We start from the raw sequence: 26,387 nt of genomic DNA, 5'->3' as shown, positions 1-26,387 counted from the left end.
CCAGATGGAGTCATCGAAATCGATACCCGCCCCCTCCCCGCCCCGCGAGCTGTCCCGACTCGCCGCGTTGCTGCGCTACGAGATTCTCGACACGCCTGATGAATCCGCTTTCGACGATTTCACCGAGCTGGCTGCCTACATCTGTGACACCCCCATCGCGCTGATCTCGTTGGTCGACGACCATCGCCAGTGGTTCAAGAGCCGCCTCGGCCTTGAGGTCAGTGAAACCCCGCGAGAGCTGTCGTTCTGCACCTACACCATCGAAGGCGAGGGCGTCTTCGAAGTCGAGGATGCACATCGGGACACGCGTTTTTCTGATAACCCGTTGGTCACCGGCGACCCGCACATCCGCTTCTATGCCGGTGCGCCGCTAATCTCACCGGACGGCTACAACCTCGGCACCCTTTGCGTCATCGACCGTCAGCCGCGACAGCTCAGCGAAGCGCAACGCGGTGCATTGGAACGCCTCAGTCGACAGATCATGCGGCTGTTCGAAGAACGCCTGCAGGCCCACCGCTACGCCGAGCAAGCGGCGCTGCAACAGGCTTTGCTCAACAGCGCCGCGAGCGCGATGCTGGTAACCACCGACGACGGGCATATATCGGGCGTCAACCCCACCGCCGAGCGCCTGTTCGGCTATTCCGAGCAGATGCTGATCGGCCAGCCGCTGACGTCAGTGCTGTTCCCGGAGGAGGCGCTGCAGCGTCGCGCGACCATTCTCGGCAATGCGCTGGGCGAACCCATCGAGCCGGGATTCGCCGTGCTCACCGCACCGCTGCTCGAAGGCCGCCGCGAAATGCGCGAATGGCGTCTGCTGCACCGCAACGGCAGTGGCGTGCCGGTGCTGCTGAATGTCTCGGCGATCCACGATGAGCGCGAGCTGTTGCGCGGCTACATCGTCAGTGCCTATGACCTGGCCCACCAGGAACACCTGCAACTGCGCCTGCAGCAGATCGCGGCGCAGGTTCCCGGCATGCTGTTCCAGTTCTGCTGGCGCCCCGACGGCAACAGTTCGTTCCCGTACCTCAGTGAGGGGGTCGAAGACATCTACGGTCTGAGCGCCGCCGAGATGGCGCCCAGCATCGGGCCGATTTACGAGCGAGTGCACCCCGAGGACCGCGAGCATGTACTGGCGAGCATCCGCCAAGCCGCCTCGACCCTGACGCCGTGGCACTTCGAGCACCGGATCGACCATCCTCGCAAGGGCATAATCTGGGTTGAAGCCCGCGCCACGCCCATGCGTCAAGCAGACGGTTCAGTGCTTTGGCACGGGCTGGTGACCGATGTCACCGAGCGCAAGGCCGAGCAGCTGGAGCTGGACAAGCAACAGGAAATGAATCGACGCCTGCTCGAGGCCCTGTCCGAAGGGGTAGTGGCCTGCGACGCCGACTGCAACCTCACCTTGTTCAACCACACCGCCCGCCGCTGGCACGGCCTCGATGCCGAGCAGATTGAGCCGGAGCACTGGCCCGATGCCTATCATCTCTATCATGCGGACGGCACCACACCGATGGTGACGGATGAGCTCCCACTGATACGCGCCTTGCGTGGCGAGCACATCCGTAATCTGGAGATGGCCATCGTGCTGCATGGCACGCCGCGCTATGTGCTGGCCAACGCCGATCCGATGTACGCCTCTAACGGTCAGCAAAACGGTGCGGTGGTGGTGTTGCACGACATCACCGAGCGCAAGCAGATCGAGAACCTGCAACGGGACTTCGTCTCGACTGTCAGCCACGAACTGCGCACCCCGCTGACGTCCATTACCGCATCGCTCGGACTGATTTGCGGGCGGGTCATGGGCGAGGTGCCCGAGCACCTGCAGGAGCTGTTGGAGATTGCCCACCAGAACAGCAAACGGCTGAGCACACTGATCGACGACCTCTTGGACATCGACAAGCTGTACGCCGGCAAGATGCGTTTTGAGTTGCGGGCGCAGCCCTTGCAACCCTTGCTTGAGCAGGCGCTGCGCAGCAATCAGGGCTATGCAGAAAGCCATGCGGTGAGTATCGAGCTGGGGGATTGCCCGGCCGTGTCGATCACTGTCGACGCGATGCGTCTGGAACAGGTGATGAGCAACCTGCTGTCCAACGCCGCAAAGTATTCCCCGCCCGGCGAAACCGTCGCCATGAGCGCCCAGCTCATCGACCCGCAGCGGGTGCGGGTCAGCGTCTGCGACAAGGGTCCCGGCATCAGCGAGGCCTTTCGTGAGCGCATCTTCAGCAAGTTTGCCCAGGCCGATTCGTCGGATACGCGAAAGCAAGGCGGTACCGGCCTGGGCCTGGCGATCAGCAAGGAGCTGATCGAGCACATGGACGGCGTGATCGGCTTCGACTCGACGCCCGGTGCTGGGGCCTGCTTCTGGTTCGAGCTGCCTTGCCATGCGCTGAATGGGGCCTCCGAGTGAAGCCCTTGCTGCGCATTCTGCACGTCGAGGACGTGCCCTCCATTCAAGTGGTGACTCGCATCGCGCTGGAGAAGCTGGGGGGGTTCAAGGTGCTCAGCTGCGCCTCTGCTCAGGAAGCGCTGCAGCAGGCACCCGGATTCAAGCCAGACATGATCTTGCTCGACGTGATGCTGCCGCAGATCAGCGGCATCGAACTGTTGCGCCAGCTTGCGCCGCTGATCGACCTGCAGCAGACCCCCGTGGTGCTCCTGACCGGTCAGCCGGACGAGCCGGGCGACCCTGAGGAACTGCAGCGCCTGGGCGTGCGCAAACTGTTGCATAAACCCTTCGACCCACTTCAACTGGCGACAAAACTGAACGGAATATGGAATGCCGAGCATGAATGAGGGCGCTAACGAAGCGCTGCAACGCCAACTGCAGGCACTCAACGAAAAGTTTGCTGAACGCTTGAGCGAGGAATTGGCAGCACTCGAGCAACACGCCGAGCAGCTGCAGTCGGTTCGCGAACAGGAACAGCGGCGCCAGCTGATGCTCGCCCTGCACGAACGCTTGCATCGCCTGGCCGGCACGGCGGGCACCTTTGGTTTCACCACCCTGGGCGAGCAGTCGCGGTTGCTCGAGCAACGCGCAGAGCGCTGGCTTGAGGCGGCCAAGCCTAGCGGGCAGGCGCTTTCCGCGTTTGTTCGAGCGGTCAACCAGATGGCCGCGGCCGAGCGCGCCGGGGGCCGTGATCAGCATGGCGAGATGCACAGCGGCATGCCCGACGCGCTGCCCGCCGGGTGCCGGATCTATCTGCTCGAAAAAGACTTTGATGCCGGCCAGAACATGTGCCAGACCCTGGGCAACTTCGGCTATGAAGTGCTGATTTTTCCAGACGTCCCACTGCTGCAGAGCGCTGTCCAGGGGCAACTGCCCGACGCCCTGATCGTCAGCCAGCACGATGGCGAACTGGATGCCATCAGCGCGCTGCAGCAAAGCCTGGAGGCGCCGTTGCCGCTGCTGGTCATCGGTCATCGAGCCGATTTCGACAGTCAGCTGGCGGCCGTGCGAGCCGGTGCCAAGGGGTTTTTCGTCCGGCCGCTGGATGTCACGCAGCTGGAGAACAGCCTGGAAAACATCCTCAATCTGCAGCTGAGCGAGCCTTACCGGGTATTGATCGTCGACGATGACGACGACCTGGCCGCGCGTTACAGCCTGGTCCTGCGTAACTCGCAGATGCTGGTGCAGACCTTGAGCGACCCCAGTCGGCTGTTCGAGGTGATGCGCGATTTCGATCCCGAAATGGTTCTGCTCGACATGAACATGCCGGATTTCACCGGGATCGAGCTGGCGCAGATGATTCGTCTGAATGACGAGTGGCTGCGGGTGCCCATCATCTACCTGTCGGCTGAAACCGACATCAATCGGCAGATGGCCGCCCTGCTCAAGGCCGGTGATGACTTCATCACCAAGCCCATCAGCGACAATGCCCTGACCGCCGCCGTGTTCTCGCGCGTGCAGCGCGCACGCTCGCTGAGCATGGCGCTGTCGCGAGACAGCCTGACCGGCCTGCTCAAGCACGCCGACATCAAGGAACAGGTGGCGCTGGAAGTGGAACGCGCGCAACGCAGTGGCAAGCCCACCAGCGTGGTGATGCTTGACCTCGATCACTTCAAGCAGGTCAACGACCAGTACGGGCATGCCGCGGGGGACAACGTCATCCGCTCGCTGGCCAACCTGATGCGCCAGCGGCTGCGCCGTATCGACAGCATCGGCCGCTACGGTGGCGAAGAGTTCGTCGCGGTGCTGCCGGATTGCCCGGCCGAGCAGGCCAAGCGGATCTTTGACGAGATCCGCCTGCGCTTCGCCGCCTTGAGCTTCCACGCCGGCGCGCGCACCTTCAGCGTGTCACTCAGCGCTGGAATAAGCGAGACCGACGGCCACTCCAGTGCTGGCGCCATGCTCGAACTGGCCGACCAGGCGCTCTATGCCGCCAAGCACAACGGTCGAAACCAGGTGCAGGTCGCCTAACGACCCGAGCTGGCTGGCGGGAAAAACGAGCGAACCGTCACGCGATTGAGGACTCCAACTACACTGCATAGCAGTCGCGGCCGGTTCGCAGGCGCTGGCAGGCGACGGCACGCCTGCGCTGGCTCCAGCCTTCGAAGCCGTCCCTATTCGTTCAACCGGCGAAAGGAGTTCCGGTTTGCCCGCAAGAACCCAGATCAGCTGGCATTGGCTCGCGTTCCTGATCGCCTTCATTCTGCTCGTCGCATTGGGCTGGCAAGGCAAGCAAACCCAGGAACAGGTTCTGGCGACCAATCTCTCGGTCAGCCATAGCCTGGAAATCATCACCGCGACCCAGTCGATGCTGTCTTCACTGCAGGACATCGAAACCGGGTCGCGCGGCTTCGTCCTGACCGGCGATCCCGACTACCTCGATTCCTATGAACTCGGACTACGGCAGATTGAGGCGCACCGCCGCAAGCTGCAGGGGCTCCTGGAGCAACGGACCTTTCCGGACCAGCGCTGGTTCGAGCAACTGGATCGCAATATCGCCGAGCGTCTGCTGATAGCCGCCGGCAACATCCAGACGCGCCGCACTGCCGGCTTGCAAGCGGCGGCCGAACGCCTGCACCAGGCCGGCGGCAAACTGATCATGGATCGCCTGCGTGCGTTGCTCGATGCGGTCGAGCGACAGGAGCGCAAGCAGCTCGCCGCCGCCAATCAGGCCGTGACCGAAACCATCGCACACAGCCGCACGCTTGCACTGATCGGCAGCCTGCTGGTTGCAGCGTTGTCCCTGGCCGCGTTCTGGGCCATCCGCCGCAACCTGCAGATTCGTCAGGCCCTGGCGACCAAGGCACAAGCCGGCGAGGCGCGTCTGGGCGCCCTGCTGCAGGCGGTTCCCGACTACCTCTACGCCATCGACGGCCAGCGCAGGATCACCGCCCTGTCGCAAGGAGACGCGGTGCAGGCTCCGGCGGCCCAGACCATCGAGCCGCTGTTGCTCGGGCTGCTTCCCCAAACCGATAACTCGCTCCAGCTGCGCCAGACCACCTGGTGCGAACTGGATCGGCAGCGGATCTTCGAGGTTCGTCTGGTGCCGACCGGTCTCGGTGATCACCTTGCAATTGCACGGGACGTGTCCGAGCTGCAACGCAACCGCGATACGCTCGAGGACCAGAAAGTTTTCCTGCGACGGGTCGTCGACACTGATGAGAATCTGATCTTCGTGCGTGACGAGCTGGGGCGTTTCCTGCTGTGCAACAGTGCCTTTGCCGCCCTGCTTGATATCCGACCCGAGGCCATTGAAGGTCGCCGGGCCGAAGACATCACTGGGGCGAAACTGCTATTGCCACTGTTGCAGGGCGAGGCCGAGCTGCTGTGTGGCAGTGGCGAACTGCGCATCACCGAGGTCGGCCTCACCGATACGCAAGGCCAGGAGCGCTGGCTGCAGGTGGTCAAGCGCCCCATGACCATGTCCAACGGGGCCTGCTATGTCGTGACCGTTGCGGTCGACATGTCGCTCAGGCGACGCATGGAGCAGATGAAGACCGAATTCATCTCCACCGTCAGCCATGAGCTACGGACCCCTCTGACTGCGATTCGCGGCGCACTGGGCATGCTGGTCGGCGGCGTTGCCGGCGAGATCGACGCAGGCGCTCGACCACTGCTGGACATCGCTCACAAGAACAGCGAGCGCCTGGTCCGACTGATCAACGACATCCTCGACATCGAAAAACTCGAAGCCGGGCGCTTGCCGTTCCACTTTGCCCGCTGCGAGGTGCTGACGCTGGTTGAACAGGCATTGGTCGATCTCAAGCCGTACGGCGATGAGTACGGCGTCGGTCTTGTTCTCGTGACGCCAAACGGCGCGCACCTGGGCGAAGCGAACCTAGATCCAGACCGCTTCGCCCAGGTGATGGCCAATCTGCTGTCCAATGCGATCAAGCACTCACCGGCTGGCGGTGTCGTCAGTGTCGATGTACGTCGCCACGGCGACAGCCTGGAGATCGGCGTTCAGGACCAGGGGCAAGGCATTCCAGAAGACTTCCGCGCCCGCATATTCGAGCGGTTCGCCCAGGCCGACTCCTCCGACGCTCGCAAGCGTGGTGGCACCGGGCTGGGCCTGGCGATCACCCGTTCCCTGGTGCAGCAGATGCACGGTCGGATTGGCTTCGACTCACAGCAAGGCCAAGGCACGCGTTTCTGGCTCCGTCTGCCTGTCGCGTCGACTCCGTCAGCCAGCCCGCCAACCGTTGCGCAAGCGCTGCCGCAGGCGGGCAAGAATGGACCGGTCGAACGTATCCTCGTCCTTGAACCCGACGCAGCTGCCGCCGAACAACTGGCGACTGCACTGCAGCAACACGGGTACGGCACCTTGATCGCCGACACGGCGGCCCAAGCGCGAGAAATGCTGGCCGAGTTCAGCATCCAGGCACTGACGCTGAGCCCTGCACTGAGCGACGAAGACAGCATCGCCTTTCTGCAGAACCTGCGCAGCCAGAATGCCTATCGGCATCTGCCGGTGCTGATTGTCAGCCTGCAGCCACAACGTCGCGACAATGACGATGGCGCCTTGCGCGGCGGGGCTGTCGGAGTGATCGACTGGTTGCACAAGCCGGTCGACCCGTCACGGGTCATGGAGGTGGTGCAGGCCTGCCTCAGAACCAACGGAGCCCGCCCGCGTATTCTTCATGTAGAGGACGATGAGGATCTGCGCGTTCTGCTCGCCCGGCTGGTCGAGCCATTGGCGATTGATCTCCATGGAGCCTCTACGCTTACCGAGGCTCGTCACCTGATAGACGAGCAACACTTCGACCTGGCGATCATCGACCTGATGCTGCCCGACGGCGACGGCAGCGAATTGTTCGATCAGCTGGCCCAAAGCACGCCGCCCCCGCCGGTGATCATATTTTCCGCACTGGATTCACCGGTGCACGACAGCCGCCTGGCCCTGCGCCAGCTGGTCAAGTCTCGCCATGACGGCGACGAGCTCGCCGCGCTGATCCAGCAACTGCTGCAGACATGGCCGCCCAGCCAAACCCAGATTTCCGAAGAGGTCAACGCATGAGCGACTCCGCTAGCCAGCGCATCTTGATGGTTGAGGACGAGGAGGACATCGCGTTTCTCATTCGCTTCATGCTTGAACGGCACGGATTTGTTGTCGATCACGCGGCAGATGGCCGCCAGGCCATTGAGAAGATCACCACATCGAGCCCGCCCGATCTGACCCTGATGGACATCATGCTGCCCTACCACGACGGGTTGGAGCTGATCGAGCGGCTCCGCGCACAGGCCGGTTGGGCACAGGTGCCGGTGTTGATGCTGACCGCCAAGGCTCGCGAGGCGGACATCGTCCGGGCGCTGGAACTGGGCGCCGACGATTACGTCACCAAGCCTTTCCAGCCGGAGGAACTGCTGGCGCGTATCCGTCGTCTGCTGAGGCGTCCACGATGATGCGAACGGCATTTACCTTGGCATTGCCCGCATGCCTGCTGTCCTCCATGGCACTGGCCGACGTCGCGACCGCCCAACGCCAGGTCGATGCCCAGCAACTCGGCGCCGCGGCAGCGACTCTGGAAGCGCAACTGGCAAGGCAACCCGGCGACAGCGAGGCGCTGTACCTGCTGGCCCGGGTGCGCGCCTGGCAAGGACAACCCGAGCAATCATTGCCACTCTATGAGCAGCTGTTGGAACGCGAGCCGGATAACGCCGACTACCTGCTCGGGCAGGGCCAGGCATTGCTGTGGGCAGGTCGCCCCCAGGCAGCCCTGGTCTCGCTGGAGCGCGCCGCGGAGATCGCACCGGATTATGCGGACGTCCAGCAGGCGATGCAGCAAGCACGGGCATCGCTGACCTCGCCCATCACGACCACAGCGCCGGCTGCCAGCGCCACCACGGCACAACGGCGACATGAACTGGAGCTTTCAGCCCGCCAGGACTGGTTGGACAGCGGCTTCGACAACTGGCGCAGCCAACGGCTGGATTACACCTCGACGCAACCGGAAGGGCTCGGCTGGTACGGCGCACTGCTGCGCGAGCAGCGCTTTGGCGAATGGGACCAGGGCGTCGAGGCGGGCGCGGTGATCGCGCTGGACGACAACTGGACGCTGCAACCCGAAGTCGGCTATCAGCCTTCGCCCTATTTCCTGCCCGAATGGCATGCCGATCTACGTCTGCAACGGCGACTACCGGCGGGCTTCCTCGGTGCTGTCAGCGTGCGCCGTACCGAATACGAGACCACCCGCGTCGAGCGGCTGGCCCTCAGCGCCGAACGCTACTGGGACTCATGGCGGGCGGGTTACACATTGAACGTCACTGACGTGGCCAATGCCGGAACGCCGGTCGGCCATGATCTGGCGCTGGACTACTACTATGCAGGCCTCAGCTATGCCGGCCTGCGCCTAACCATCGGTGAGGAAGAAGCGGTCGAGGAACAGCAGCTGATCACCAGCGACGTACGCGCCCTCAGCCTGCAGGGCCGCCATTGGCTGGACAGCCGCTGGGCGCTGACCTGGGAAGTCGGCCAGCATCGCCAGGGCGACTATTACACGCGGCGCTGGCTGCAACTCGGCCTGCGACATGCTTTCTGAGTCCTGCCCGGTCTGGCTGTGCGAGGCGCCGCGCAAAGCCTGGCTGGGCATCTGGCCCGAAGACGGCATGCTGCAACTGGCTCTTTATTGCGCTCTGAGCCTGGGTGCGCTGACGCTGTTGGTGATGTTCCAGGTCATGCTGCTCGGTGAGGTCGCTCGGCGCCGCTCAGCACGGCGGCAAACCTTCAACGACCAGTGGCGACCCTTCTTTGCCCTGTGCAGCCTGGGTGACGAGCTGCCAGAGCCGGCTCCTGCGCTGCCGCGGGGTCACCAGCTGTGGTTTCTGCTGCAGTGGAACCGAACCCAGCTGCAGCTTCGCGGCGCAGCACGTGAGCGGATGAACCACGCGCTGGTCGCGTTGGGGATGGACCAACAGGCCCTGGCGCTGCTGCGCGGCCGGGTCCGCAGCAAACTGATCGGCCTGACCTGTCTACGTCATCTGGCCGACCCCGCCCATTGGCAAGCCGTACAACCATTGCTGATGAACCGCAACGTGACCGTTTCACTGGCCGCGGCGCAAACGTTGATTGCGATGGACGCGGCACGCGCCATGCAGCTGATCTTGCCAACCGCCGTGACCCGCCCCGACTGGGCCTTGCCGCGCCTGGCGAGCCTCTGTCAGCAGGCCGGTGAGCAGGCGGTGACCTTGCCATTGCTGGTCACCCTCTCCGGCTCCGAAGATCCGCGCCGCGAGCGACTGGTGCCTTTGCTGGTGCATGGCGACCCCCGTCACGCCGCGCCCTGGGCCCGCGCGCGGCTGGAAGAGGACGCGGCGCCTGAGCAGTTGCAGGTTGCGCTGCGCTGCCTCTGCGAGCTGGGCGATCCACGTGACCGCGGTCGGCTGCTGCGCGCTCTGCAACACCGCCACGAGAATGTGCGCCTGGCTGCCCTGCAAGCCCTGCATAAACAAGCCCGCGGAGACGACAGCGAACTGTTCATGCCGTTACTGGGCGACCCCAGCTGGTGGGTTCGCCAGGCCGCCGCAGACAGTCTGGCCACCCTACCGGGCGCCACTGCGGAACGGCTGCAGACGCTGTTCAGGCAAGTGCATGATCGCTACGGGCAAGACGCCCTGCGTCGCGCCATGGCGGAGGTCAGGCGGTGACTATCGACTGGCTGTGGTGGCTGCAACTGGGCTTCATCGTTTATTTCCTGCTGCTCAACGGCATGTACCTGCTGCTCAACGTGCTATCGATGATCAGCCTGATGGGCTACATCCGCCAACGTGCCGAAACCGGCGAGATCGCGCCCTATCTGGGCGTAGAGCCGCCGGTCTCGGTACTGATGCCTGCGTTCAACGAAGAAGCGACGATCCGTACCTCGGTGCGCTCGATGCTGCAGCTGCAGTACCCCGAATTCGAAGTGGTGGTGATCAACGACGGTTCGAAGGACGACACCCTCGCGGTGCTGATCGAGGAGTTCGAGTTGGTGCCGCACCCCGAGCCGCTGCGTCAGGCCGTGGCCCATCAGCCGGTGCAGGCGATCTACCGATCACGGCGCTACGCCAATCTGCGGGTCATCGACAAGGCCAACGGCGGCAAGGCCGATGCGCTGAATGCCGGCATCAACGCCGCGCGGCACGGCTTGTTCTGCGGGGTGGATGCCGATTCGATTCTGCAGCGCGACAGCTTGTTGCGCGTGGTCCAACCCTTTCTCGAAGACGAACGCACCGTTGCGGCGGGCGGCACGGTGCGTATCGCCAATGGCTCCGAGGTACGCGGTGGCTTCCTCATCCGCGCCGGATTGCCGAGCAACTGGCTGGCGCGCTTCCAGATCGTTGAATACCTGCGGGCCTTTCTGTTCGGTCGGCTCGGCTGGTCGCCGATGAACGCCGTGCTGATCATCTCCGGCGCCTTTGGTCTGTTCGACAAGGAACGGGTCATGGCCGTAGGCGGCTATCGCACCGACACGGTTGGCGAGGACATGGAGCTGGTGGTGCGGCTGCATCGCTATCATCGGGAAAAGCGCATTCCCTACCGCATCCGTTACTTGCCCGACCCGATCTGCTGGACCGAATGCCCGGAAGACCTTGGCACCCTCGGCCGTCAGCGCAGTCGCTGGCAACGCGGGCTTGCCGAGAGTCTGGGCCGTCACGCCCGCCTCGCCTTCAGCCTTCGCGGTGGAACGCCCGGCTGGCTGGCCTGGCCGTTCATGGCCCTGTTCGAATGGCTGGGCCCGCTGATCGAGCTGGTGGGTTACGGATTCATGATCGGCGGGTTCATTTTTGGCGTGGTGTCCTACACGGCGCTGACCGCCTTTCTGCTGGTCGCCATCGGCATGGGCATTCTGCTCTCGGTCAACGGCTTGCTGTTGGAAACCCTGTCATTCCGCGTCTACGAGCGGCGCCGCGACATGCTACGGCTGTTTCTCATGGCCGTGCTGGAGAATTTCGGTTACCGCCAACTGAACACCCTCTGGCGCTGCCGTGGACTCTGGCAATGGTTTTCACGGCGCAAGCATCAATGGGGCGCCATGCGTCGTAGCGGGCAGTGGGGGCAAAGCTAAACGCCGAGAAACCGTAGGGTGGATGAAGCGTTATCGATCCACCCTTGCTGTGCAGCAAAGTGGAGGTAAAAAGCGACCTCCACCCTACGGATGTCTTTACAGCTTGATCCAGGTCGCCTTCAGTTCGGTGTACTTGTCGAAGGCATGCAAGGATTTGTCGCGGCCGTTGCCGGACTGCTTGAAGCCGCCAAACGGCGCAGTCATGTCGCCGCCGTCATACTGATTGATCCAGACACTGCCAGCCCGCAGCGCCTTGGCGGTCAGGTGCGCCTTGGACAGGTCAGCCGTCCAGACGGCGGCAGCGAGACCGTAGGGCGTGTCATTGGCGATGGCCACTGCTTCAGCCGCCGTATCGAAGGTGATCACCGACAGCACCGGCCCGAAGATCTCTTCACGGGCAATTTTCATTGCATTGCTGACGCCGTCGAAGATGGTCGGCTCGACGTAAAGACCGCCCGTGTCCTGCATCGTCCGCTGGCCGCCGATCAGCACCTTGGCGCCATCGTTGCGACCGGCCTCGATGTAGCCAAGCACCGTATCGAGCTGCTGGGTATCGACCAGCGCGCCAACATTGGTGGCCGGATCCAGCGGATTGCCCGGCTTCCAGCCTTTAAGCGCCTCGACCACCATCGGCAGAAAGCGCTCCTTGACCGAACTCTCGACCAGCAGCCGTGAGCCCGCGGTGCAGACTTCGCCCTGATTGAAGGCAATGGCACCGGCAGCCGACGCAGCAGCGGCCTGCAGATTCGGGGCGTCGGCAAAGACGATGTTCGGGCTCTTGCCGCCGGCCTCCAGCCAGACACGCTTCATGTTCGACTCACCGGCGTAGATCATCAATTGCTTGGCAACCCGGGTGGATCCGGTGAACACCAGCGTGTCGACATCCATATGCAGCGCCAGCGCCTTGCCTACGGTGTGGCCGTAGCCCGGCAACACATTGAGAACGCCGGGCGGGATGCCTGCCTCGATGGCCAGCTGCGCGACGCGAATGGCGGTGAGTGGAGACTTTTCGGACGGCTTGAGGACGACCGAGTTGCCGGTGGCCAGCGCCGGGCCCAGCTTCCAGCAAGCCATCATCAGCGGGAAATTCCAAGGCACAATGGCCGCCACCACACCCACCGGCTCGCGTGTCACCAGGCCCAGCTGATCATGGGGCGTGGCCGCCACTTCGTCGTAAATCTTATCGATCGCCTCGCCCGACCAGCGCAGCGCATTGGCCGAGCCAGGCATGTCGACATTCAGCGAATCGCCGATCGGCTTGCCCGTGTCCAGGGTTTCCAGCAGCGCGAGTTCTTCAGCGTTGGCCTGGATCAGGCTGGCAAAGCGAATCATCGTGGCCTTGCGTTTGGCCGGCGCCATCCGTGACCAGACGCCAGACTCGAAGGCCATGCGCGCACTGATCACGGCGCGATCGGCATCCGCCTCGTCACAGCTCGCCACCTGAGCCAGCACTCGCCCATCGACCGGGCTAATGCAGTCGAAGCTGGCGCCGGCGCTGGGCGCAGTGTATTCGCCCTGGATGAAGGCCCGGCCTTCGATGCGCAGGTCGCGGGCACGCTGTTGCCAATCGGCAAGTGTCAGGGTGGTCATGGGGCGTCCTCAGTAATCTGTCGAATAATCAGAAAGGCACCCTAAACCAGCAGCACCAGGCCTATCAATATTTTTTACGCGGCAGCCTTTTCAGCCTTGTTTTGTTCGTTTTATTAAACATAGACTCGCCAAAACCGCTGGGCGCCTGGGTGATGTCGCGCTACAGCATAGCCGTCGAACCCGTCGCCTTGCCGGAGCAATCATGGCCCACGATCACGCCACATCCGCCGAACATTTCTGGATGCCCTTCACTGCCAACCGTCAGTTCAAGGGCAGCCCGCGCCTGCTGGAGCGCGCCGAGGGCATGTACTACACGGACACCGATGGCCGCCAGGTGATCGATGGCACCGCTGGCCTCTGGTGTTGCAACGCAGGACATGGCCGACGCGAGATCAGCGAGGCGGTAAGCCGGCAGATTGCGCATATGGACTTCGCACCCACCTTTCAGATGGGCCACCCGCTGCCCTTCGAACTGGCCGAGCGGCTCGCACAGATCAGCCCCGCCGGACTCAACCGGGTGTTCTTCACCAACTCGGGATCAGAATCGGCCGATACGGCGCTGAAGATCGCCCTGGCCTACCAGCGTGCGATCGGCCAGGGCAGCCGCACCCGTCTGATCGGCCGGGAGCTGGCCTATCACGGCGTCGGCTTTGGCGGCATCTCGGTGGGCGGCATGACCAACAACCGCAAGGCCTTTGGCGCACTGCTGCCGGGCGTCGATCACCTGCCGCATACGCTCGATCTGCAGCGCAATGCGTTCACCCGCGGCTTGCCCGAGCATGGGGTGGAAAGAGCCGATGAGCTGGAACGTCTGGTCACCTTGCATGGTGCCGAAAACATCGCCGCCGTGATCGTCGAGCCAATGTCCGGTTCGGCCGGCGTGATCCTGCCGCCGGCTGGCTACTTGCAACGCTTGCGCGAGATCACCCGCAAGCACGGCATTCTGTTGATCTTCGATGAAGTGATCACCGGCTTCGGGCGGGTTGGCGAGGCCTTCGCCGCACAGCGCTGGGGCGTGACGCCGGACATCCTCACCTGTGCCAAGGGCCTGACCAACGGCGCGATACCCATGGGTGCGGTGCTGGTTGACGAGAAGATTCATGAGGCCTTCATGCAGGGCCCGGAAAGCACCATCGAGTTCTTCCACGGCTACACCTACTCCGGCCATCCGGTGGCCTGCGCAGCCGCTCTGGCGACCCTGGAAATCTACCAGCGGGAGAATCTGTTCCAGAAAGCCATCGAGATCGAAGGTTACTGGCAAGACGCCCTGTTCAGCCTGCAGGGGCTTCCGAACGTGACCGATATTCGCACGGTTGGGCTGGTCGCCGGCGTTCAATTCGCAGCGCACGCCGACGGCGTTGGAAAGCGCGGCTACGAGGTGTTCCGCCAGTGTTTCGAAGATGGCCTGCTGGCCCGCGCCAGTGGCGACACCATTGCCTTGTCGCCGGCCTTGATTGTCGAGCGCGAGCACATCGATGCGATGATCGAGCGCCTGGCTGGCGCCATCCGCAAGGCCGGCTGACAAAGCGGTGACCGGGGCGGGTGCGATCATTCGATCGACAAGGGCGCTCGATGCAACGCGTGCCCGAACTAGTCGCCCCTTCCCGGCTGTACAGGGCGGCTCTCACCCCAGCACCAAAACCTGAAGATGGCGCACATGGCGCTGTAAAAACGAAAAAACCCGCCTAGTGGCGGGTTTTTCTTCAAGGGCCGATCAATTACTTGATCTTGGCTTCCTTGTACATCACGTGCTTACGTACGACAGGATCGAATTTCTTGATTTCGAGCTTGTCGGGGGTGGTGCGCTTGTTCTTGTCGGTGGTGTAGAAATGGCCGGTACCGGCGCTGGACACCAAACGGATCAGGTCACGCATGATATTTCTCCTTAAACCTTTTCGCCGCGAGCGCGGAGTTCAGCCAGAACGGCGTCGATGCCGCGCTTGTCGATAACGCGCATGCCTTTGGCAGTCAGGCGCAGACGTACGAAGCGGTTCTCGGACTCGACCCAGAAGCGGTGATGCTGCAGGTTCGGCAGAAAACGACGACGGGTTTTGTTGTTCGCGTGGGAAATGTTGTTCCCGGTTACCGGACCCTTACCGGTAACTTGACAGACTCTCGACATGCCTCAGCCCTCTAAAACCACATGCCCAACCCGGCATGGGTTGGCCGCTTGAATTCAATTGTCATTTGGCGCTCAGCGCCACGTTTCGTTGGGGTCTTACCGGCTACGCGGCAAGCGAAGAAACCGGGCCCCTAGAAAAGAGCGCTGCTTTATATCAGAAAGCCCCCCGAGCAACAAGCGCGGTGTGACTTTTCGCCGTCGGCCTGTTCTGGCTCAATTTCTTCCCGGCCCACGCCTGGCGAGGCTCGCCGGGAGAAACCGTTCGTCGCCTGCGTGATTGCCCACTTCTATATAGGAAGCTGTCAGAACGACAAAGTCCACCGAGCGCCACTCCGTAAACGCGCGGAGCGAGGCCGTTAGCGCCGAATCCTATCTGTAGGCAACGAGCTAGACGAAGCAACTAACAGCAATTTTCTCACCATAAGCGAACCAGCGTTTTACTGTGCGGAATGCAGGACCGTTAATTTCGGCTATCATGACCAAATTGGCGTTTACCTCGTAGCCGCAGTCGGCTTCCAACGCTGGCCTGCCCGTTTGGCAAAGCCCGCCCTGCCGAGCAATGGGCGATCTGCTATCGTGCGCGCCGCCGCCCTACCACCAGACAGACCGACACCACCATGAGCAACATCGAAGACACCGATACTCCCAAGGACCGCAAATTCGTCGAAGCGCTTTCGCGCGGGCTGGATGTGTTGCGTGCCTTCACTCACGGCTCGGTGGTCATGGGCAACCAGGATATTGCACGCATCACCGGGCTACCGAAGCCGACGGTGTCGCGCATGACCTATACCCTGACCAAGCTCGGTTACCTAAGCTACTCGCCGCAGCTGGAAAAGTATCAGCTCGACTCAGGCGTACTGGCGCTCGGTTATGCCTACGTCTCCAACTTGCGCGTGCGCCAGCTGGCCAAACCGTACATGGACGAGTTCTCCCGTCGCACCAACACCTCGGTGGGGCTCACCTGCCGTGACCGGTTGTCGATGATTTATATCGAAAACTGCCGGCCGGCCGAAGTTTCGACGCTGCGCATGGACGCCGGTGTACGCCTGCCCCTGGCCACCACGGCGGCAGGCCGCGCCTTCCTCGCCGCGACCCCGGACAAGGAGCGCGAACACCTGATGGGGGCGCTGGAAACCAAATACGGAGACGACTGGGCAAACATGAGGCAGTCTCTGGACGGCTCCTTTGCCGAGTTCCGCCAGCACGGCTTCTGCCTGTCGCTCGGCGACTGGGACCGCAACGTGATGGCCGCCGGCGTGCCGTTGCACCTGGCCGACGGCAGCATCATGGCGCTGACCTGCGGCGCACCGTCCTTCCAGCTCAGTGAAGAAACCCTGCGGGGCTCACTGGCGCATCAGCTGGAAATGCTCGCACGCGATATCGAAAGCCTGGGTGTCTGATCGGCTGCCCAGCCAGACAAGGGCCCACGTCTAGGGCTCCGGGAGCCATCCAGCGTCATCAGCGAAAGCGTTCGCGACACGCTGCAATCCATCACTGAGCCCTGACGCTGGCCCAGGCGATGTCCGCGAGCAATTCGCGGCAATCCGCCAGCGCTGTACGTGAACGTCCGGCCAGCCAGTTGCGGGCCATGTCGTGGCAGGGCCCGATCACCACGGCCAGAAAGCAATCACCCGGCATCCGTCTGAAGGCGCCGCTCTCCCGGTGTCGACGCAAGATCGCGCTGACGCGCTCGCCATGGGCCTGATTGACCTCGCGCAGCCGTTCACCCATCTCCCCGGCCTCGACCCGCCCACGGTTATGCAGGACGAAGCGGGCCCAATCAGGGTTCGCCACCACCCAGTCGATATAACTGGTCACGAACAGCCGCACGCACGCCTCGGCATCCAGCGTCTCGATTAGTCCAGCCTCCAGCAACGCGGCGTATTCACCGATGCCTTCCAGATACAGCGCCGCGATGATCCGCTCACGATTGCCGAAATGGTGATACAGGCTGCCGATGCTCGCGCCGGAACGGTCGCGAATCATCTCGATGGTGGTCGCCTCAACGCCACACTCGGTGAAACAGGCGAGCGCAGCCTGCAAGATTTCCTGTTTACGGCTACTGCGAGCCATCCAACCTCCACAAGCGACTAGAATATTTTTCTAGAATTATATTCTGGTGTTCGTATACTGCATTGCTCGCGGCAAACCCAGAATAGGGAGAACAACAAGATGGCGACGATACAGGCAGAAGAGCGCTCGATCGACAACGGCAATGGCCACCCGATTTCCAGCCACTGGTATCAACCAGACGGCGCGCCCCGCGGTGCGGTGCTGATCGCCCCGGCGATGGGTGTCAAACAAGGTTTCTACGCCACTTTTGCCGGCTGGCTCGTCGACCAGGGCTATCTTGTTGTCACCTTCGATTATCTGGGCATGGGCCGCTCCCGCCAGATACCGCTGCGTCAATTGAAGGTCGACATCCTCGACTGGGCCCGCCACGACTGCAGCGCGGTGCTCGCGACCGTGGTGGAAGCCGCTGGCGAGCTGCCGATCTACTGGGTCGGACATAGCGTTGGCGCGCAGATCCTGCCGCTGGTCGACGGCCATGAACGGCTGAGCCGCATCGTCACCATTGCGGCGGGCAGCGGCTACTGGCGTGAGAACAGCCCGCAGATCCGGCGCAAGGCTTGGTTGCTCTGGCACGGCCTGGCGCCGGCGCTCACGGCGATTGCCGGCTACTTTCCGGGGGACCGTATCGGCGCCGTGGGCGACCTGCCTGCTGGCGTCATTCGCCAATGGCGGCGTTGGTGCTTGCACCCCGACTATCTGGTCGGTATCGAAGGTGAGCCGATGCGCCAGGCCTTCTCCGCCGTGCGCACGCCGCTGACGTCGTTGTCATTCACCGATGACGAGATGATGTCGGCACGCAACACGGAATCGTTGCATGGCTTCTACACCGGCGCGCCAAAGACCATGCGCCGGATCTCGCCCAGTGAAGTCGGCGCAGATCGCATCGGCCACTTCGGCTTCTTTCGCCGAGCCTTCGCGCCAACGTTGTGGACGGATTATTTGCTGCCTGAGTTGGAGCAGAGCCACCAGGGCCAGACTGGTGCGCTGGCATCGGCGACGTAGCCTCATTGCCACCAACCAGATCTACGTGAGCCGCTATACACGCCTGCGATCATAGGGTGGATCACGCTCCACCGATCCACCCTATGATCGCCAAACCGCCCGCGTGGATGTGAAAGGCGACATCCACCCTACCGGGTGCCGTTCCTTACCAACGTTTGCTCTGACAAAAAAACCCGCTCTTGAGAGCGGGTTCTGCTGTCACGCGGTCAGCCGGTTACGCCACCTGCATCAGCTTGGCGTAAGCCTTCAGATGATGGTCATCGTCACCGAACTGGTGGGCGATCATCACCAGGCGCTTGGCGTGGTGGGCGAGGTTGTATTCCCAGGTCATGCCGATGCCGCCGTGCAGCTGGATCGCCTCTTCGGCCACCTTGCGTGCGGCGCGGGCGCAGATGTATTTGGCGGCGGCGATGATGCGGCGGCGGTCGTCGTTGTCTTCGCCATCGGCAAAGGTGGCGGCGAGGATCGCCATGCTGGTGGCCTGTTCCAGCTCGGTCTGCATATCTACCATGCGGTGCTGCAGGACCTGGAACTTGCCGATCGGCACACCGAACTGCTTGCGCGTTTTCAGGTAGTCGAGGGTCAGCTTGCAGGCTTCGTCCATGCTGCCCAGCGCGTCAGCGCACTGCGCGGCGATGGCGCGGCCCTGCTGGTAACGCAGCGCCGGGAGCGCATTGCCGACTTCGCCGAGCAGCGCGTTGGCGCCGACCTGCACGTTGTCGAGGAACAGCTCGCAGCCCTTGCGCCCGTCGATGGTCGGGTACACGCGACGGCTAACGCCCTGAGCGTTCGGGTCGATCAAGAACAGGCTGATGCCCGCCTCATCACGGCTATCGCCTGCCGTGCGCGCTGAGACGATGATCTTACCGGCGCTGTGGCCGCCGATGACCACGGCCTTGCGCCCGGACAGGCGATAACCGCCGTCGACCGACTCGGCCTTGGTCTGCACGTCGTTGAGGTTGTAGTGGCTCTGCGGCTCGTCCAGCGCCACCGCCAACTGCAGTGAACCGGCCGCCACCTGCGGCAGCAGATCATCCTTCTGCGCGTCACTGCCCAGCTGATTCAACAGCCCGCCACCGAAGATCACCGATTGCAGGTAGGGCTCCAGGGTCAGCCCGCGACCCAGCTCGGTCATCACCAGCATGGTTTCCACGCCGCCGCCGCCAAAGCCGCCGATCTCCTCGGCAAACGGCACGGCAGTGAGGCCCAGCTCGCCCAGCTGCGCCCAGAACTCGGCGGAAAAGCCCAGTTCCGACTCGCTGAATTTCTCGCGCTGCTCGAACGGATAGGCGTCGCGCACCAGGCGCGCCGCGGTGTCTTGCAGCATTTGCTGCTCTTCAGTCAGTTTGAAGTCCATTGCGGTGCCCCCTTACAGCTCGAGAATCATCTTCGAGACGATGTTCTTCTGGATTTCGTTGGAGCCGCCAAAAATCGACAGCTTGCGCATGTTGAAGTAGTCACCGGCCAGCGAGGCGCTGTAGTCGGCGTGCAAGAGCTCGCCGTCGTAGTCCAGCTTCAGCTCTTCCTCGAGGAATGGCAGCGCGTAAGGCCCGATGACCTTGCGAAGCAGGCTGGTGATGGCCTGGCGGATCTCGGTGCCCTTGACCTTGAGGATCGAAGATTCCGCGCCGGGCACGCCGCCCTCCTTCGCCGCGGCGAGAATGCGCAGGGTGCTCATCTCGATGGCCATCAGCTGCATCTCCACTTCCGCGACCTGGGCGCGGAACAGCGGGTCTTCGAGCATCGGCTTGCCGTCGCAGACTTCCTTCATGGCGATGCGTTTGAGGTGTGCCAGTGCTGCCTTCGAGGCGCCAATGCCGGCCAGGCCGGTGCGCTCGTGGGTCAGCAGGTACTTGGCGCAGGTCCAGCCCTGGTTTTCCTCACCGACGAGGTTTTCCACCGGCACGCGGACGTTGTCGAAGAAGACTTCATTGACCTCGTGGTCGCCGTCGAGGGTGATGATCGGCCGCACGCTGATGCCCGGCGTGCTCATGTCGATCAGCAGGAAGCTGATGCCGCGCTGCTGCTGGGCTTCGGGATCGGTGCGCACCAGGCAGAAGATCATGTTGGCGTGCTGGCCGAGGGTGGTCCAGGTCTTCTGGCCGTTGACCACATAGTGATCGCCGTCGCGCACGGCGCGGGTCTTCAGGCTCGCCAGATCGGAGCCGGCACCCGGCTCCGAATAGCCCTGGCACCACCAGTCTTCACCCGAGAGGATGCGCGGCAGGTAATGATCCTTCTGCTGCTGGCTGCCGAACTTGATGATCACCGGGGCGACCATGTTGACGCCGAAGGGTACGGTGCGCGGCGCGCCGAACTGGGCGCACTCCTCGTCGAAGATATGCTTCTCGACCGGGCCCCAGGTGGTGCCACCCAGCTCAACGGGCCAGCCCGGCGCGTACCAGCCGCGCTTGACCAGAATCTGCTGCCAGCGCTCGTGGTCTTCTTTGGACATATGCTTGCCGAGCTTGACCTTGGCGGCGATGTCCGCCGGCAGCTCGTTTGTCAGGAAGGCGCGCACTTCATCGCGGAAGGCGAGCTCTTCGGCCGTATAGTTCACGTTCATGGGAAGGTCCTCATGGTGCGTTCGGATTGCAGGCGGGCGGCGCTCATTGTCCGGCCTGCCATTCGGTAAAGGTGCGGCCTTCGGCGGCCAGTTTTTCCAGCAGCGGCGCTGGCTTCCACCAGTCGCCACAACGTGCGTGCAGTTCCTTGACCCGTGCCAGCACCTTGTCCAAGCCGACGCTGTCGGCATAGAACATCGGGCCACCACGGAAGGCCGGGAAGCCGTAGCCGTTCAGGTAGATGATGTCGATGTCGCTGGAGCGCTGCGCGATGCCTTCTTCGAGGATCTTCGCGCCCTCGTTGACCAGCGCATAAATGGTCCGCTCGATGATGTATTGCTCATCCAGCTCGCGGCGCTCGATGCCCTTTTCCCGCGAAGCTGCTTCGAGCATAGGCGCCAGCTCGGGATTCTCCAGCGGCGTGCGGTTGCCCGGCTCGTAGCGGTAGTAGCCGGCGCCGGTCTTCTGCCCGAGCATGCCGGCAGCGCAGAGCTTGTCGGAGACGGTGGGGAAATCCAGGTGCGCCGGCAGCGTCGCGCGCTGGCGCTTGCGGATCGCCTGGCCGATGTCGAGGCCGGACAGGTCGCGCATGGTGAATGGACCCATGGCCATGCCGAAATTGCGTAGCGCGCCATCGACCTGTTGCGGCGTAGCGCCCTCCTCGAGCAGGAACTCCGCCTCGCGGCCGTACTGGAAGACCATGCGGTTGCCGACGAAACCATCGCAGACACCGACCACCACCGAGACCTTTTTCAGCTTCTTGCCGATGGCCATGGCGGTGGCGAGCACCTCATTGCTGGTCTTCTCGCCGCGCACCACTTCGAGCAGGCGCATAACGTTGGCCGGGCTGAAGAAGTGCAGGCCAACCACGTCCTCCGGGCGATTGGTGAAGGCAGCAATGGCGTCCAAATCCAGAGATGAGGTGTTCGAAGCGAGAATCGCACCGGGCTTGCACACCGCGTCCAGCTGTTCGAACACCTGCTGCTTGACGCCCATCTCTTCGAACACGGCCTCGACCACCACGTCGGCATCGGCCAGCGCGGCGTACTCGGTGACGCCTTCAACCAGCTTGAGACGCTGCTCCATCGCCTCCTCGGTCAGGCTGCCACGCTTGACGCTCGCCGCGTAGGTATCGCGGGCGCGCTGCAAGCCTCGCTGCAGAGCGTCTTCATTGATCTCCAGCAGCTTCACCGGCACACCGGCATTGGCGAAGCTCAGGGCGATGCCAACCCCCATGGTGCCGCCGCCAATTACTGCGGCGGAGCTGATCGGCCGCGGCTTCACATCGGACGGCAGGTCATTGATCTTACCCGCCTGGCGCTCGGCGAAGAATGAATGAACCAAGGCACCCCGCTGTGGCGAATTCAGGCACTCGGCGAACAGCTCCCGCTCGCGCTTGAGGCCTTCGGCCAGTGGCAGCTTGGTGGCCGCCTCGACCGCCGCGATGCAACGCAGTGGCGAGAACAGCCCAGGCATGCGCTTGGCGACTTCAGCGTGCTTGGCGCGAATCAGGGCATCGTTATCAGCGCCCTCAAGGCCTTGAGTCTGCTCGCCGGTACGGCGTGGTGTGCGGCCTTCCTCGACCATACGACGGGCGTAGGCAAGGCCGGCTCCTACCAGCTCACCCTCGAAAATCTCATCGACGATATTGTGCTCGACCGCCTCGGCGGCGCTGATCGGCGTGCCGCTGACAATCATGTCCAGCGCCTTCTCGACGCCGGCCAGACGCGGCAAGCGCTGAGTGCCGCCGGCGCCGGGCAACAAACCCAGCTTCACTTCCGGAAGGCCCACCTTGGCGTCTTTGCGGGCGATGCGGTAATGGCAGCCCAGCGCGACTTCAAGCCCACCACCAAGCGCGGTGCCATGAATGACCGCAACGCTTGGCTTGCTGCAACCTTCGATGACCTCGATCACCTCCGGTAGGCTCGGCGCCTGCGGCGGCTTGCCGAATTCCTTGATGTCAGCACCGGCAATAAAGGTATTGCCGTCGCAGACCAGCGCCACAGCTCGGACCTGCGGGTCCGCTTCGGCGTGCTGAAAGGCGTTCAGCAAGCCTTCACGGACCACTTGCCCGAGGGCGTTGACCGGTGGATTGTTGACCGTGATCAGAGCGATCTCGCCCTGAAGTTCGAGCCGTACGGCGTCCGTCATGGCTGGCCTCCGCTTGTGAAATGAATGATTGGAGTTGTTATTTCACGGAATCATGTTTCGCACAGCAGAATAGTCGAGTCATTTCCGCATGTCGAGAGACTGTCAATATTCGCTTCGACTGGCAACCGCCATAACCGCGACAGCGCTCGAAACATAAGTGAGATCTGGGGCGACGCCCATTGGAGAAAATGCAACGAGATGGAATGGGAGGTGGGAAGCGGCTCACCATTGAGGTGGCAGGGAACAGAGAGCGGTAAATGAGCGTCGCCGCGACGAATCGCTTGCGCGATGCACTCGGTACTTCCTGACGACCGGTCGCTCCAGGCTGCTGGGCACCCGATCCCGGGAGGGTATAAGAGGTAACAGCCAGCAATCAGCCGCGGCACCCGCAACCCTGGGGTGAATGCATCCACCCCAGGCGGCTGAACTGAGGCGTTACAGCCCCAGGCAGAGGTATTTGATTTCCAGATAGTCATCCATGCCGTATTTCGAACCCTCACGGCCCAGACCGGACGACTTCACGCCGCCGAAGGGTGCCACTTCAGTCGAGATCATCCCGGTGTTGATGCCGATCATCCCAGACTCGATGGCTTCGGCCACACGGAAAACCCGACCCAGATCGCGGGCGTAGAAATAGGCCGCCAGCCCGAACTCGGTGTCGTTGGCCAGGGCGATACCCTCGGCCTCGTCTTCGAAACGGAACAACGGCGCCAGCGGCCCGAAGGTTTCCTCTTTCGCCACCTTGGCGTTGTGCGGCACGTTTACCATCAGCGTTGGCTCGAAATAGCTGCCGCCCATCTGGTGCGCCTTACCGCCGGTGAGTACCTGTGCACCATTGGCGACGGCGTCCTCGATGTGCTCTTTGACCTTGGCCGCCGCGCGGTCGTCGATCAGCGGGCCGATGTCGGTGCCTTCGTCGAGTCCGTTACCAACCTTCAGTTTTTCGACCGCAGCCTGGAATTTCTTCGCGAACTCGTCGTACACGCCGTTCTGTACATAGATGCGGTTGACGCAGACGCAGGTCTGGCCGGCGTTGCGGTACTTGGACTGCATGGCGCCTTTGACTGCTTCGTCGAGGTCCGCGTCATCGAATACCAGGAAGGGCGCGTTGCCGCCCAGCTCCAGCGACACCTTCTTGATGCCCGCGGCGCACTGCTCCATCAGCTTCGCGCCAACTTCGGTAGAGCCGGTGAAGCTGAGCTTGCGCACCGTCGGGTTTGCGGTCAGCTCGTTGCCGATGTCACCTGCCGAACCGGTGACGACGCTGAACACACCTTTCGGGATACCCGCACGCTCCGCCAACTCAGCCAGCGCCAGCGCGGAAAAAGGCGTCTGGCTCGCCGGCTTGAGCACCATGGTGCAACCCGCCGCCAACGCTGGGCCGGCCTTGCGGGTGATCATCGCCGCCGGGAAGTTCCACGGGGTAATGGCCGCCGTGACGCCAATCGGCTGCTTGATGACGATGATGCGCTTGTCTTTCTGATGGCCCGGAATAGTGTCGCCATAGACGCGCTTGGCTTCTTCGGCGAACCACTCGATAAAGGAAGCGGCATAGGCGATCTCGCCCTTGGACTCGGCCAGCGGCTTGCCCTGCTCCAGCGTCATCAGCCGACCCAGGTCGTCCTGGTTCTCCATCATCAGCTCGAACCAGCGGCGTAGCTTTTGCGAGCGCTCCTTGGCGGTCAGATCACGCCAGGCGGGCAGTGCACGCTCGGCGGCTTCGATGGCGCGACGGGTTTCCGCAGCGCCCATTTTCGGCACGCTGCCCAGGATCTCGTTGCTGGCCGGGTTGTTGACCTTGATGGTCTGGCCGCTGTCCGCGTCCTGCCAGGCGCCGTCGATATAAGCCTGCTGGCGGAACAGCTTGGTGTCTTTGAGTTGCATGGCAGTCTCCTGAGAGCCGGCAGGGTGCCGGGTATTGGACCGAGGCCATCTGGCCGATTGGAAAGGCGATTGGCAGTGGAACTGCTCGAGTAAGTCAGAGCAAGGGGCAGCCGTTCCTGCCGTGAGCTAAAGCGTTTGAGATATCGAACGCATGCTAGGCCTGCTGGCCTGCATCGGGCAACACTCTGTTCGGAAAAATTAACGCACCATAACCAGACCTGATGACGCCGTGATCGGCTATCAGAACAATCGCGCCGCGCTGAGCAGCTGCCGAAGCGCCATGGACGATCGCAGACGAGATGCGTATGATTGCGCCCCGCAACGCACCAGTAGCTCAGCTGGATAGAGTACTGCCCTCCGAAGGCAGGGGTCGTGGGTTCGAATCCCGCCTGGTGCGCCATCTTCGGATCATCCGGGTTTGTTAATACGACTCGCATGTCGCCCTCGAGGTGCCAGCAAAAGGCACCCGCCGCTATGAAGATCGCCGTCCTACCAGTCTCCACAACGACCTAGCTCGATGCGCTACGTGTACGAATGATGCATTACGCGCCCTGGTCCTTGAGCGACCCTCTAATCTGCCGCTCACCAGCCACGCAAAATCTCCGCGCGTAACGCGTCGCCCGCCGGCGACAGTTGATGACCGCGTCTGTTTACCAGCCCGTATGCGGAGTGGTGGCTCAATCGATCGCTGAGCGGATCGAGTTTTATCAGGCGTCCTTCGTCGAGTGCCTCCTGAACGACATCACGTGGCGCCAGGCAAATTGCATCGCTCTGCTCGGTCATCTTCATCAAGAGCAGGAAGTTGTCGCACTGGATGCTGAGCATCTCCCGTCCGGTTTCACCCAGAACCGCCTGTTCCACCGGTTCCGGCAGGTGGGAGCCCGCCAACGGGTAGCGCGCGAGGTCTTCGAACCTGACATGGCGCTGGGTAAGCAACGGGTGCCCCGGTCGGCAGACCAGCGTGCCCGGATGGACAGGCAGCGCCACTGTTTCCAGCGCCGGATCGCTCTCCAGTTCGCGAATATCAGCCACGAACAGCTCGATGTGTTCATCGATCAAGCCATCGCGAAGCGTCCGCCAATCGCCGACGGTAACAGTGACTGCCAGCCGTGGATGCCTGTCGACCAACCTGGCGAGGGCTTCGGGCACCAGCCGCGACGCCGGGAATGGGCCCGCGCCAATACGCAGCTGCCCTGCTTCGAGGTTGTCGATCTGCTGCACCGCCTCGATCAGAGCGCGACTGCCCAGCAAAAGACGACGGGCATGAGCCTCGACCAAGCGTCCCTGGGCCGTCAGGCTGATACCGCGGCTATGGCGGTTCAACAATGAACAGCCAAGCGAAGCTTCCAGCGCCTGAATGCTGCGACTGAGTGCAGGCTGGCTCAAGTACAAAGCATCAGCCGCGCGGGAAAAGTGCTTATGGTCCACAAGCGCCACGAAATGGCGCAGTTGGCGAAGATCGTTCATGCGTGTCCTGCATTGAATCTAGTAAACGATTGCATTGGAATTAT

20 protein-coding genes and 1 tRNA gene are annotated in these 26,387 nt (G+C 62.9%); 12 read left to right on the top strand and 9 right to left on the bottom strand.

From position 1 onward, the window contains the following. Positions 1-4: 4 nt before the first annotated feature. The 8 genes from ACSSNI_RS11275 (at position 5) to ACSSNI_RS11240 (ending at position 11,490) form a co-directional block, all read left to right on the top strand. Complete coding sequence (locus tag ACSSNI_RS11275; protein WP_448259320.1) at positions 5-2,407, top strand: PAS domain S-box protein; 2,403 nt, start codon at positions 5-7, stop codon at positions 2,405-2,407. Next, on the top strand, positions 2,404-2,793 hold the full coding sequence (locus ACSSNI_RS11270) for a response regulator (RefSeq protein ID WP_448259318.1): 390 nt from the start codon (positions 2,404-2,406) through the stop codon (positions 2,791-2,793). Before ACSSNI_RS11275 ends, ACSSNI_RS11270 begins: the two co-directional genes overlap by 4 nt. Then, positions 2,786-4,417 carry a GGDEF domain-containing response regulator gene (locus tag ACSSNI_RS11265; RefSeq protein WP_448259349.1) on the top strand — a complete coding sequence of 544 codons (1,632 nt, stop codon included), beginning with the start codon at positions 2,786-2,788 and terminating at the stop codon, positions 4,415-4,417. Before ACSSNI_RS11270 ends, ACSSNI_RS11265 begins: the two co-directional genes overlap by 8 nt. A gap of 175 nt (positions 4,418-4,592) precedes the next feature. After that, on the top strand, positions 4,593-7,463 hold the full coding sequence (locus tag ACSSNI_RS11260) for an ATP-binding protein (protein WP_448259317.1): 2,871 nt from the start codon (positions 4,593-4,595) through the stop codon (positions 7,461-7,463). Further along, complete coding sequence (locus ACSSNI_RS11255; protein ID WP_064480983.1) at positions 7,460-7,849, top strand: response regulator transcription factor; 390 nt, start codon at positions 7,460-7,462, stop codon at positions 7,847-7,849. Before ACSSNI_RS11260 ends, ACSSNI_RS11255 begins: the two co-directional genes overlap by 4 nt. Next, positions 7,846-8,985, top strand: coding sequence for a YaiO family outer membrane beta-barrel protein (locus tag ACSSNI_RS11250; protein WP_448259316.1), 1,140 nt, complete (start codon positions 7,846-7,848; stop codon positions 8,983-8,985). The genes ACSSNI_RS11255 and ACSSNI_RS11250 overlap by 4 nt, the downstream gene beginning before the upstream one ends. After that, positions 8,975-10,090, top strand: a complete 1,116-nt coding sequence (locus ACSSNI_RS11245) for a HEAT repeat domain-containing protein (RefSeq protein ID WP_178114612.1) — start codon at positions 8,975-8,977, stop codon at positions 10,088-10,090. Before ACSSNI_RS11250 ends, ACSSNI_RS11245 begins: the two co-directional genes overlap by 11 nt. Further along, on the top strand, positions 10,087-11,490 hold the full coding sequence (locus tag ACSSNI_RS11240) for a glycosyltransferase family 2 protein (RefSeq protein ID WP_319299531.1): 1,404 nt from the start codon (positions 10,087-10,089) through the stop codon (positions 11,488-11,490). Before ACSSNI_RS11245 ends, ACSSNI_RS11240 begins: the two co-directional genes overlap by 4 nt. Positions 11,491-11,586: 96 nt before the next feature. Here ACSSNI_RS11240 and ACSSNI_RS11235 read toward each other — a convergent pair whose 3' ends face one another. Then, the gene (locus ACSSNI_RS11235; protein WP_448259313.1) at positions 11,587-13,080 is read right to left on the bottom strand and encodes an aldehyde dehydrogenase; all 1,494 of its coding nucleotides are present in this window, start codon (positions 13,078-13,080) and stop codon (positions 11,587-11,589) included. 202 nt (positions 13,081-13,282) lie between these two features. Between ACSSNI_RS11235 and aptA the strand changes: the two genes are divergently transcribed. Next, positions 13,283-14,602 (top strand): omega-aminotransferase AptA, encoded by a 1,320-nt coding sequence (gene aptA, locus ACSSNI_RS11230; RefSeq protein WP_448259310.1) that lies wholly within the window; start codon positions 13,283-13,285, stop codon positions 14,600-14,602. Between the two features lie 196 nt (positions 14,603-14,798). On the opposite strand, the gene rpmG is transcribed toward aptA, so the two are convergent. Next, on the bottom strand, positions 14,799-14,954 hold the full coding sequence (gene rpmG, locus ACSSNI_RS11225) for a 50S ribosomal protein L33 (RefSeq protein WP_025243687.1): 156 nt from the start codon (positions 14,952-14,954) through the stop codon (positions 14,799-14,801). An 11-nt stretch (positions 14,955-14,965) separates the two neighbouring features. Further along, a complete protein-coding gene (rpmB, locus tag ACSSNI_RS11220) occupies positions 14,966-15,202 on the bottom strand; it encodes a 50S ribosomal protein L28 (RefSeq protein WP_019339373.1) in 237 nt (78 codons plus the stop codon). 617 nt (positions 15,203-15,819) lie between these two features. Between rpmB and ACSSNI_RS11215 the strand changes: the two genes are divergently transcribed. Next, entirely contained in the window at positions 15,820-16,602 is a 783-nt protein-coding gene (locus ACSSNI_RS11215; protein ID WP_448259308.1) for an IclR family transcriptional regulator, read from the top strand. A gap of 91 nt (positions 16,603-16,693) precedes the next feature. Here ACSSNI_RS11215 and ACSSNI_RS11210 read toward each other — a convergent pair whose 3' ends face one another. Beyond that, on the bottom strand, positions 16,694-17,275 hold the full coding sequence (locus ACSSNI_RS11210; RefSeq protein ID WP_102836427.1) for a TetR/AcrR family transcriptional regulator: 582 nt from the start codon (positions 17,273-17,275) through the stop codon (positions 16,694-16,696). A 99-nt stretch (positions 17,276-17,374) separates the two neighbouring features. On the opposite strand from ACSSNI_RS11210, the gene ACSSNI_RS11205 reads away from it, so the two are divergent. After that, complete coding sequence (locus ACSSNI_RS11205; RefSeq protein ID WP_448259307.1) at positions 17,375-18,277, top strand: alpha/beta hydrolase family protein; 903 nt, start codon at positions 17,375-17,377, stop codon at positions 18,275-18,277. A gap of 214 nt (positions 18,278-18,491) precedes the next feature. Here the strand turns inward: ACSSNI_RS11205 and ACSSNI_RS11200 are convergent, their stop codons facing one another. The 4 genes from ACSSNI_RS11200 to gabD all read right to left on the bottom strand — a co-directional run bounded on the left by ACSSNI_RS11200 (position 18,492) and on the right by gabD (position 24,876). After that, positions 18,492-19,634, bottom strand: a complete 1,143-nt coding sequence (locus tag ACSSNI_RS11200) for an acyl-CoA dehydrogenase family protein (RefSeq protein ID WP_448259305.1) — start codon at positions 19,632-19,634, stop codon at positions 18,492-18,494. Positions 19,635-19,646: 12 nt separating this feature from the next. Further along, a complete protein-coding gene (locus ACSSNI_RS11195) occupies positions 19,647-20,843 on the bottom strand; it encodes an acyl-CoA dehydrogenase family protein (RefSeq protein ID WP_448259303.1) in 1,197 nt (398 codons plus the stop codon). A gap of 43 nt (positions 20,844-20,886) precedes the next feature. Then, positions 20,887-22,992, bottom strand: coding sequence for a 3-hydroxyacyl-CoA dehydrogenase NAD-binding domain-containing protein (locus ACSSNI_RS11190; protein WP_448259301.1), 2,106 nt, complete (start codon positions 22,990-22,992; stop codon positions 20,887-20,889). 435 nt (positions 22,993-23,427) lie between these two features. After that, entirely contained in the window at positions 23,428-24,876 is a 1,449-nt protein-coding gene (gene gabD / locus ACSSNI_RS11185) for an NADP-dependent succinate-semialdehyde dehydrogenase (protein WP_159969504.1), read from the bottom strand. 323 nt (positions 24,877-25,199) lie between these two features. Between gabD and ACSSNI_RS11180 the strand changes: the two genes are divergently transcribed. Then, positions 25,200-25,276, top strand: a tRNA-Arg gene (locus ACSSNI_RS11180). A gap of 182 nt (positions 25,277-25,458) precedes the next feature. On the opposite strand, the gene ACSSNI_RS11175 is transcribed toward ACSSNI_RS11180, so the two are convergent. Further along, complete coding sequence (locus ACSSNI_RS11175) at positions 25,459-26,343, bottom strand: LysR family transcriptional regulator (protein ID WP_448259298.1); 885 nt, start codon at positions 26,341-26,343, stop codon at positions 25,459-25,461. Positions 26,344-26,387: the final 44 nt, after the last annotated feature.

The organism is Stutzerimonas tianxiuensis, assembly GCF_053470365.1.
Note: the sequence above shows the minus strand (reverse complement) of the source record. Positions and strands in the feature narration are given on the sequence as shown.

Excerpts from the sequence above, each read along its gene's own strand:
- ACSSNI_RS11250 (WP_448259316.1), top strand. The coding sequence starts at position 7,846 with ATGATGCGAACGGCATTTACCTTGGCATTGCCCGCATGCCTGCTGTCC.
- ACSSNI_RS11190 (WP_448259301.1), bottom strand. The coding sequence starts at position 22,992 with ATGACGGACGCCGTACGGCTCGAACTTCAGGGCGAGATCGCTCTGATC.
- ACSSNI_RS11210 (WP_102836427.1), bottom strand. The coding sequence starts at position 17,275 with ATGGCTCGCAGTAGCCGTAAACAGGAAATCTTGCAGGCTGCGCTCGCC.
- rpmB (WP_019339373.1), bottom strand. The coding sequence starts at position 15,202 with ATGTCGAGAGTCTGTCAAGTTACCGGTAAGGGTCCGGTAACCGGGAAC.
- ACSSNI_RS11200 (WP_448259305.1), bottom strand. The coding sequence starts at position 19,634 with ATGGACTTCAAACTGACTGAAGAGCAGCAAATGCTGCAAGACACCGCG.
- ACSSNI_RS11175 (WP_448259298.1), bottom strand. The coding sequence starts at position 26,343 with ATGAACGATCTTCGCCAACTGCGCCATTTCGTGGCGCTTGTGGACCAT.
- ACSSNI_RS11265 (WP_448259349.1), top strand. The coding sequence starts at position 2,786 with ATGAATGAGGGCGCTAACGAAGCGCTGCAACGCCAACTGCAGGCACTC.
- rpmG (WP_025243687.1), bottom strand. The coding sequence starts at position 14,954 with ATGCGTGACCTGATCCGTTTGGTGTCCAGCGCCGGTACCGGCCATTTC.
- ACSSNI_RS11255 (WP_064480983.1), top strand. The coding sequence starts at position 7,460 with ATGAGCGACTCCGCTAGCCAGCGCATCTTGATGGTTGAGGACGAGGAG.
- ACSSNI_RS11245 (WP_178114612.1), top strand. The coding sequence starts at position 8,975 with ATGCTTTCTGAGTCCTGCCCGGTCTGGCTGTGCGAGGCGCCGCGCAAA.
- ACSSNI_RS11205 (WP_448259307.1), top strand. The coding sequence starts at position 17,375 with ATGGCGACGATACAGGCAGAAGAGCGCTCGATCGACAACGGCAATGGC.
- ACSSNI_RS11275 (WP_448259320.1), top strand. The coding sequence starts at position 5 with ATGGAGTCATCGAAATCGATACCCGCCCCCTCCCCGCCCCGCGAGCTG.
- ACSSNI_RS11235 (WP_448259313.1), bottom strand. The coding sequence starts at position 13,080 with ATGACCACCCTGACACTTGCCGATTGGCAACAGCGTGCCCGCGACCTG.
- ACSSNI_RS11195 (WP_448259303.1), bottom strand. The coding sequence starts at position 20,843 with ATGAACGTGAACTATACGGCCGAAGAGCTCGCCTTCCGCGATGAAGTG.
- aptA (WP_448259310.1), top strand. The coding sequence starts at position 13,283 with ATGGCCCACGATCACGCCACATCCGCCGAACATTTCTGGATGCCCTTC.
- ACSSNI_RS11215 (WP_448259308.1), top strand. The coding sequence starts at position 15,820 with ATGAGCAACATCGAAGACACCGATACTCCCAAGGACCGCAAATTCGTC.
- gabD (WP_159969504.1), bottom strand. The coding sequence starts at position 24,876 with ATGCAACTCAAAGACACCAAGCTGTTCCGCCAGCAGGCTTATATCGAC.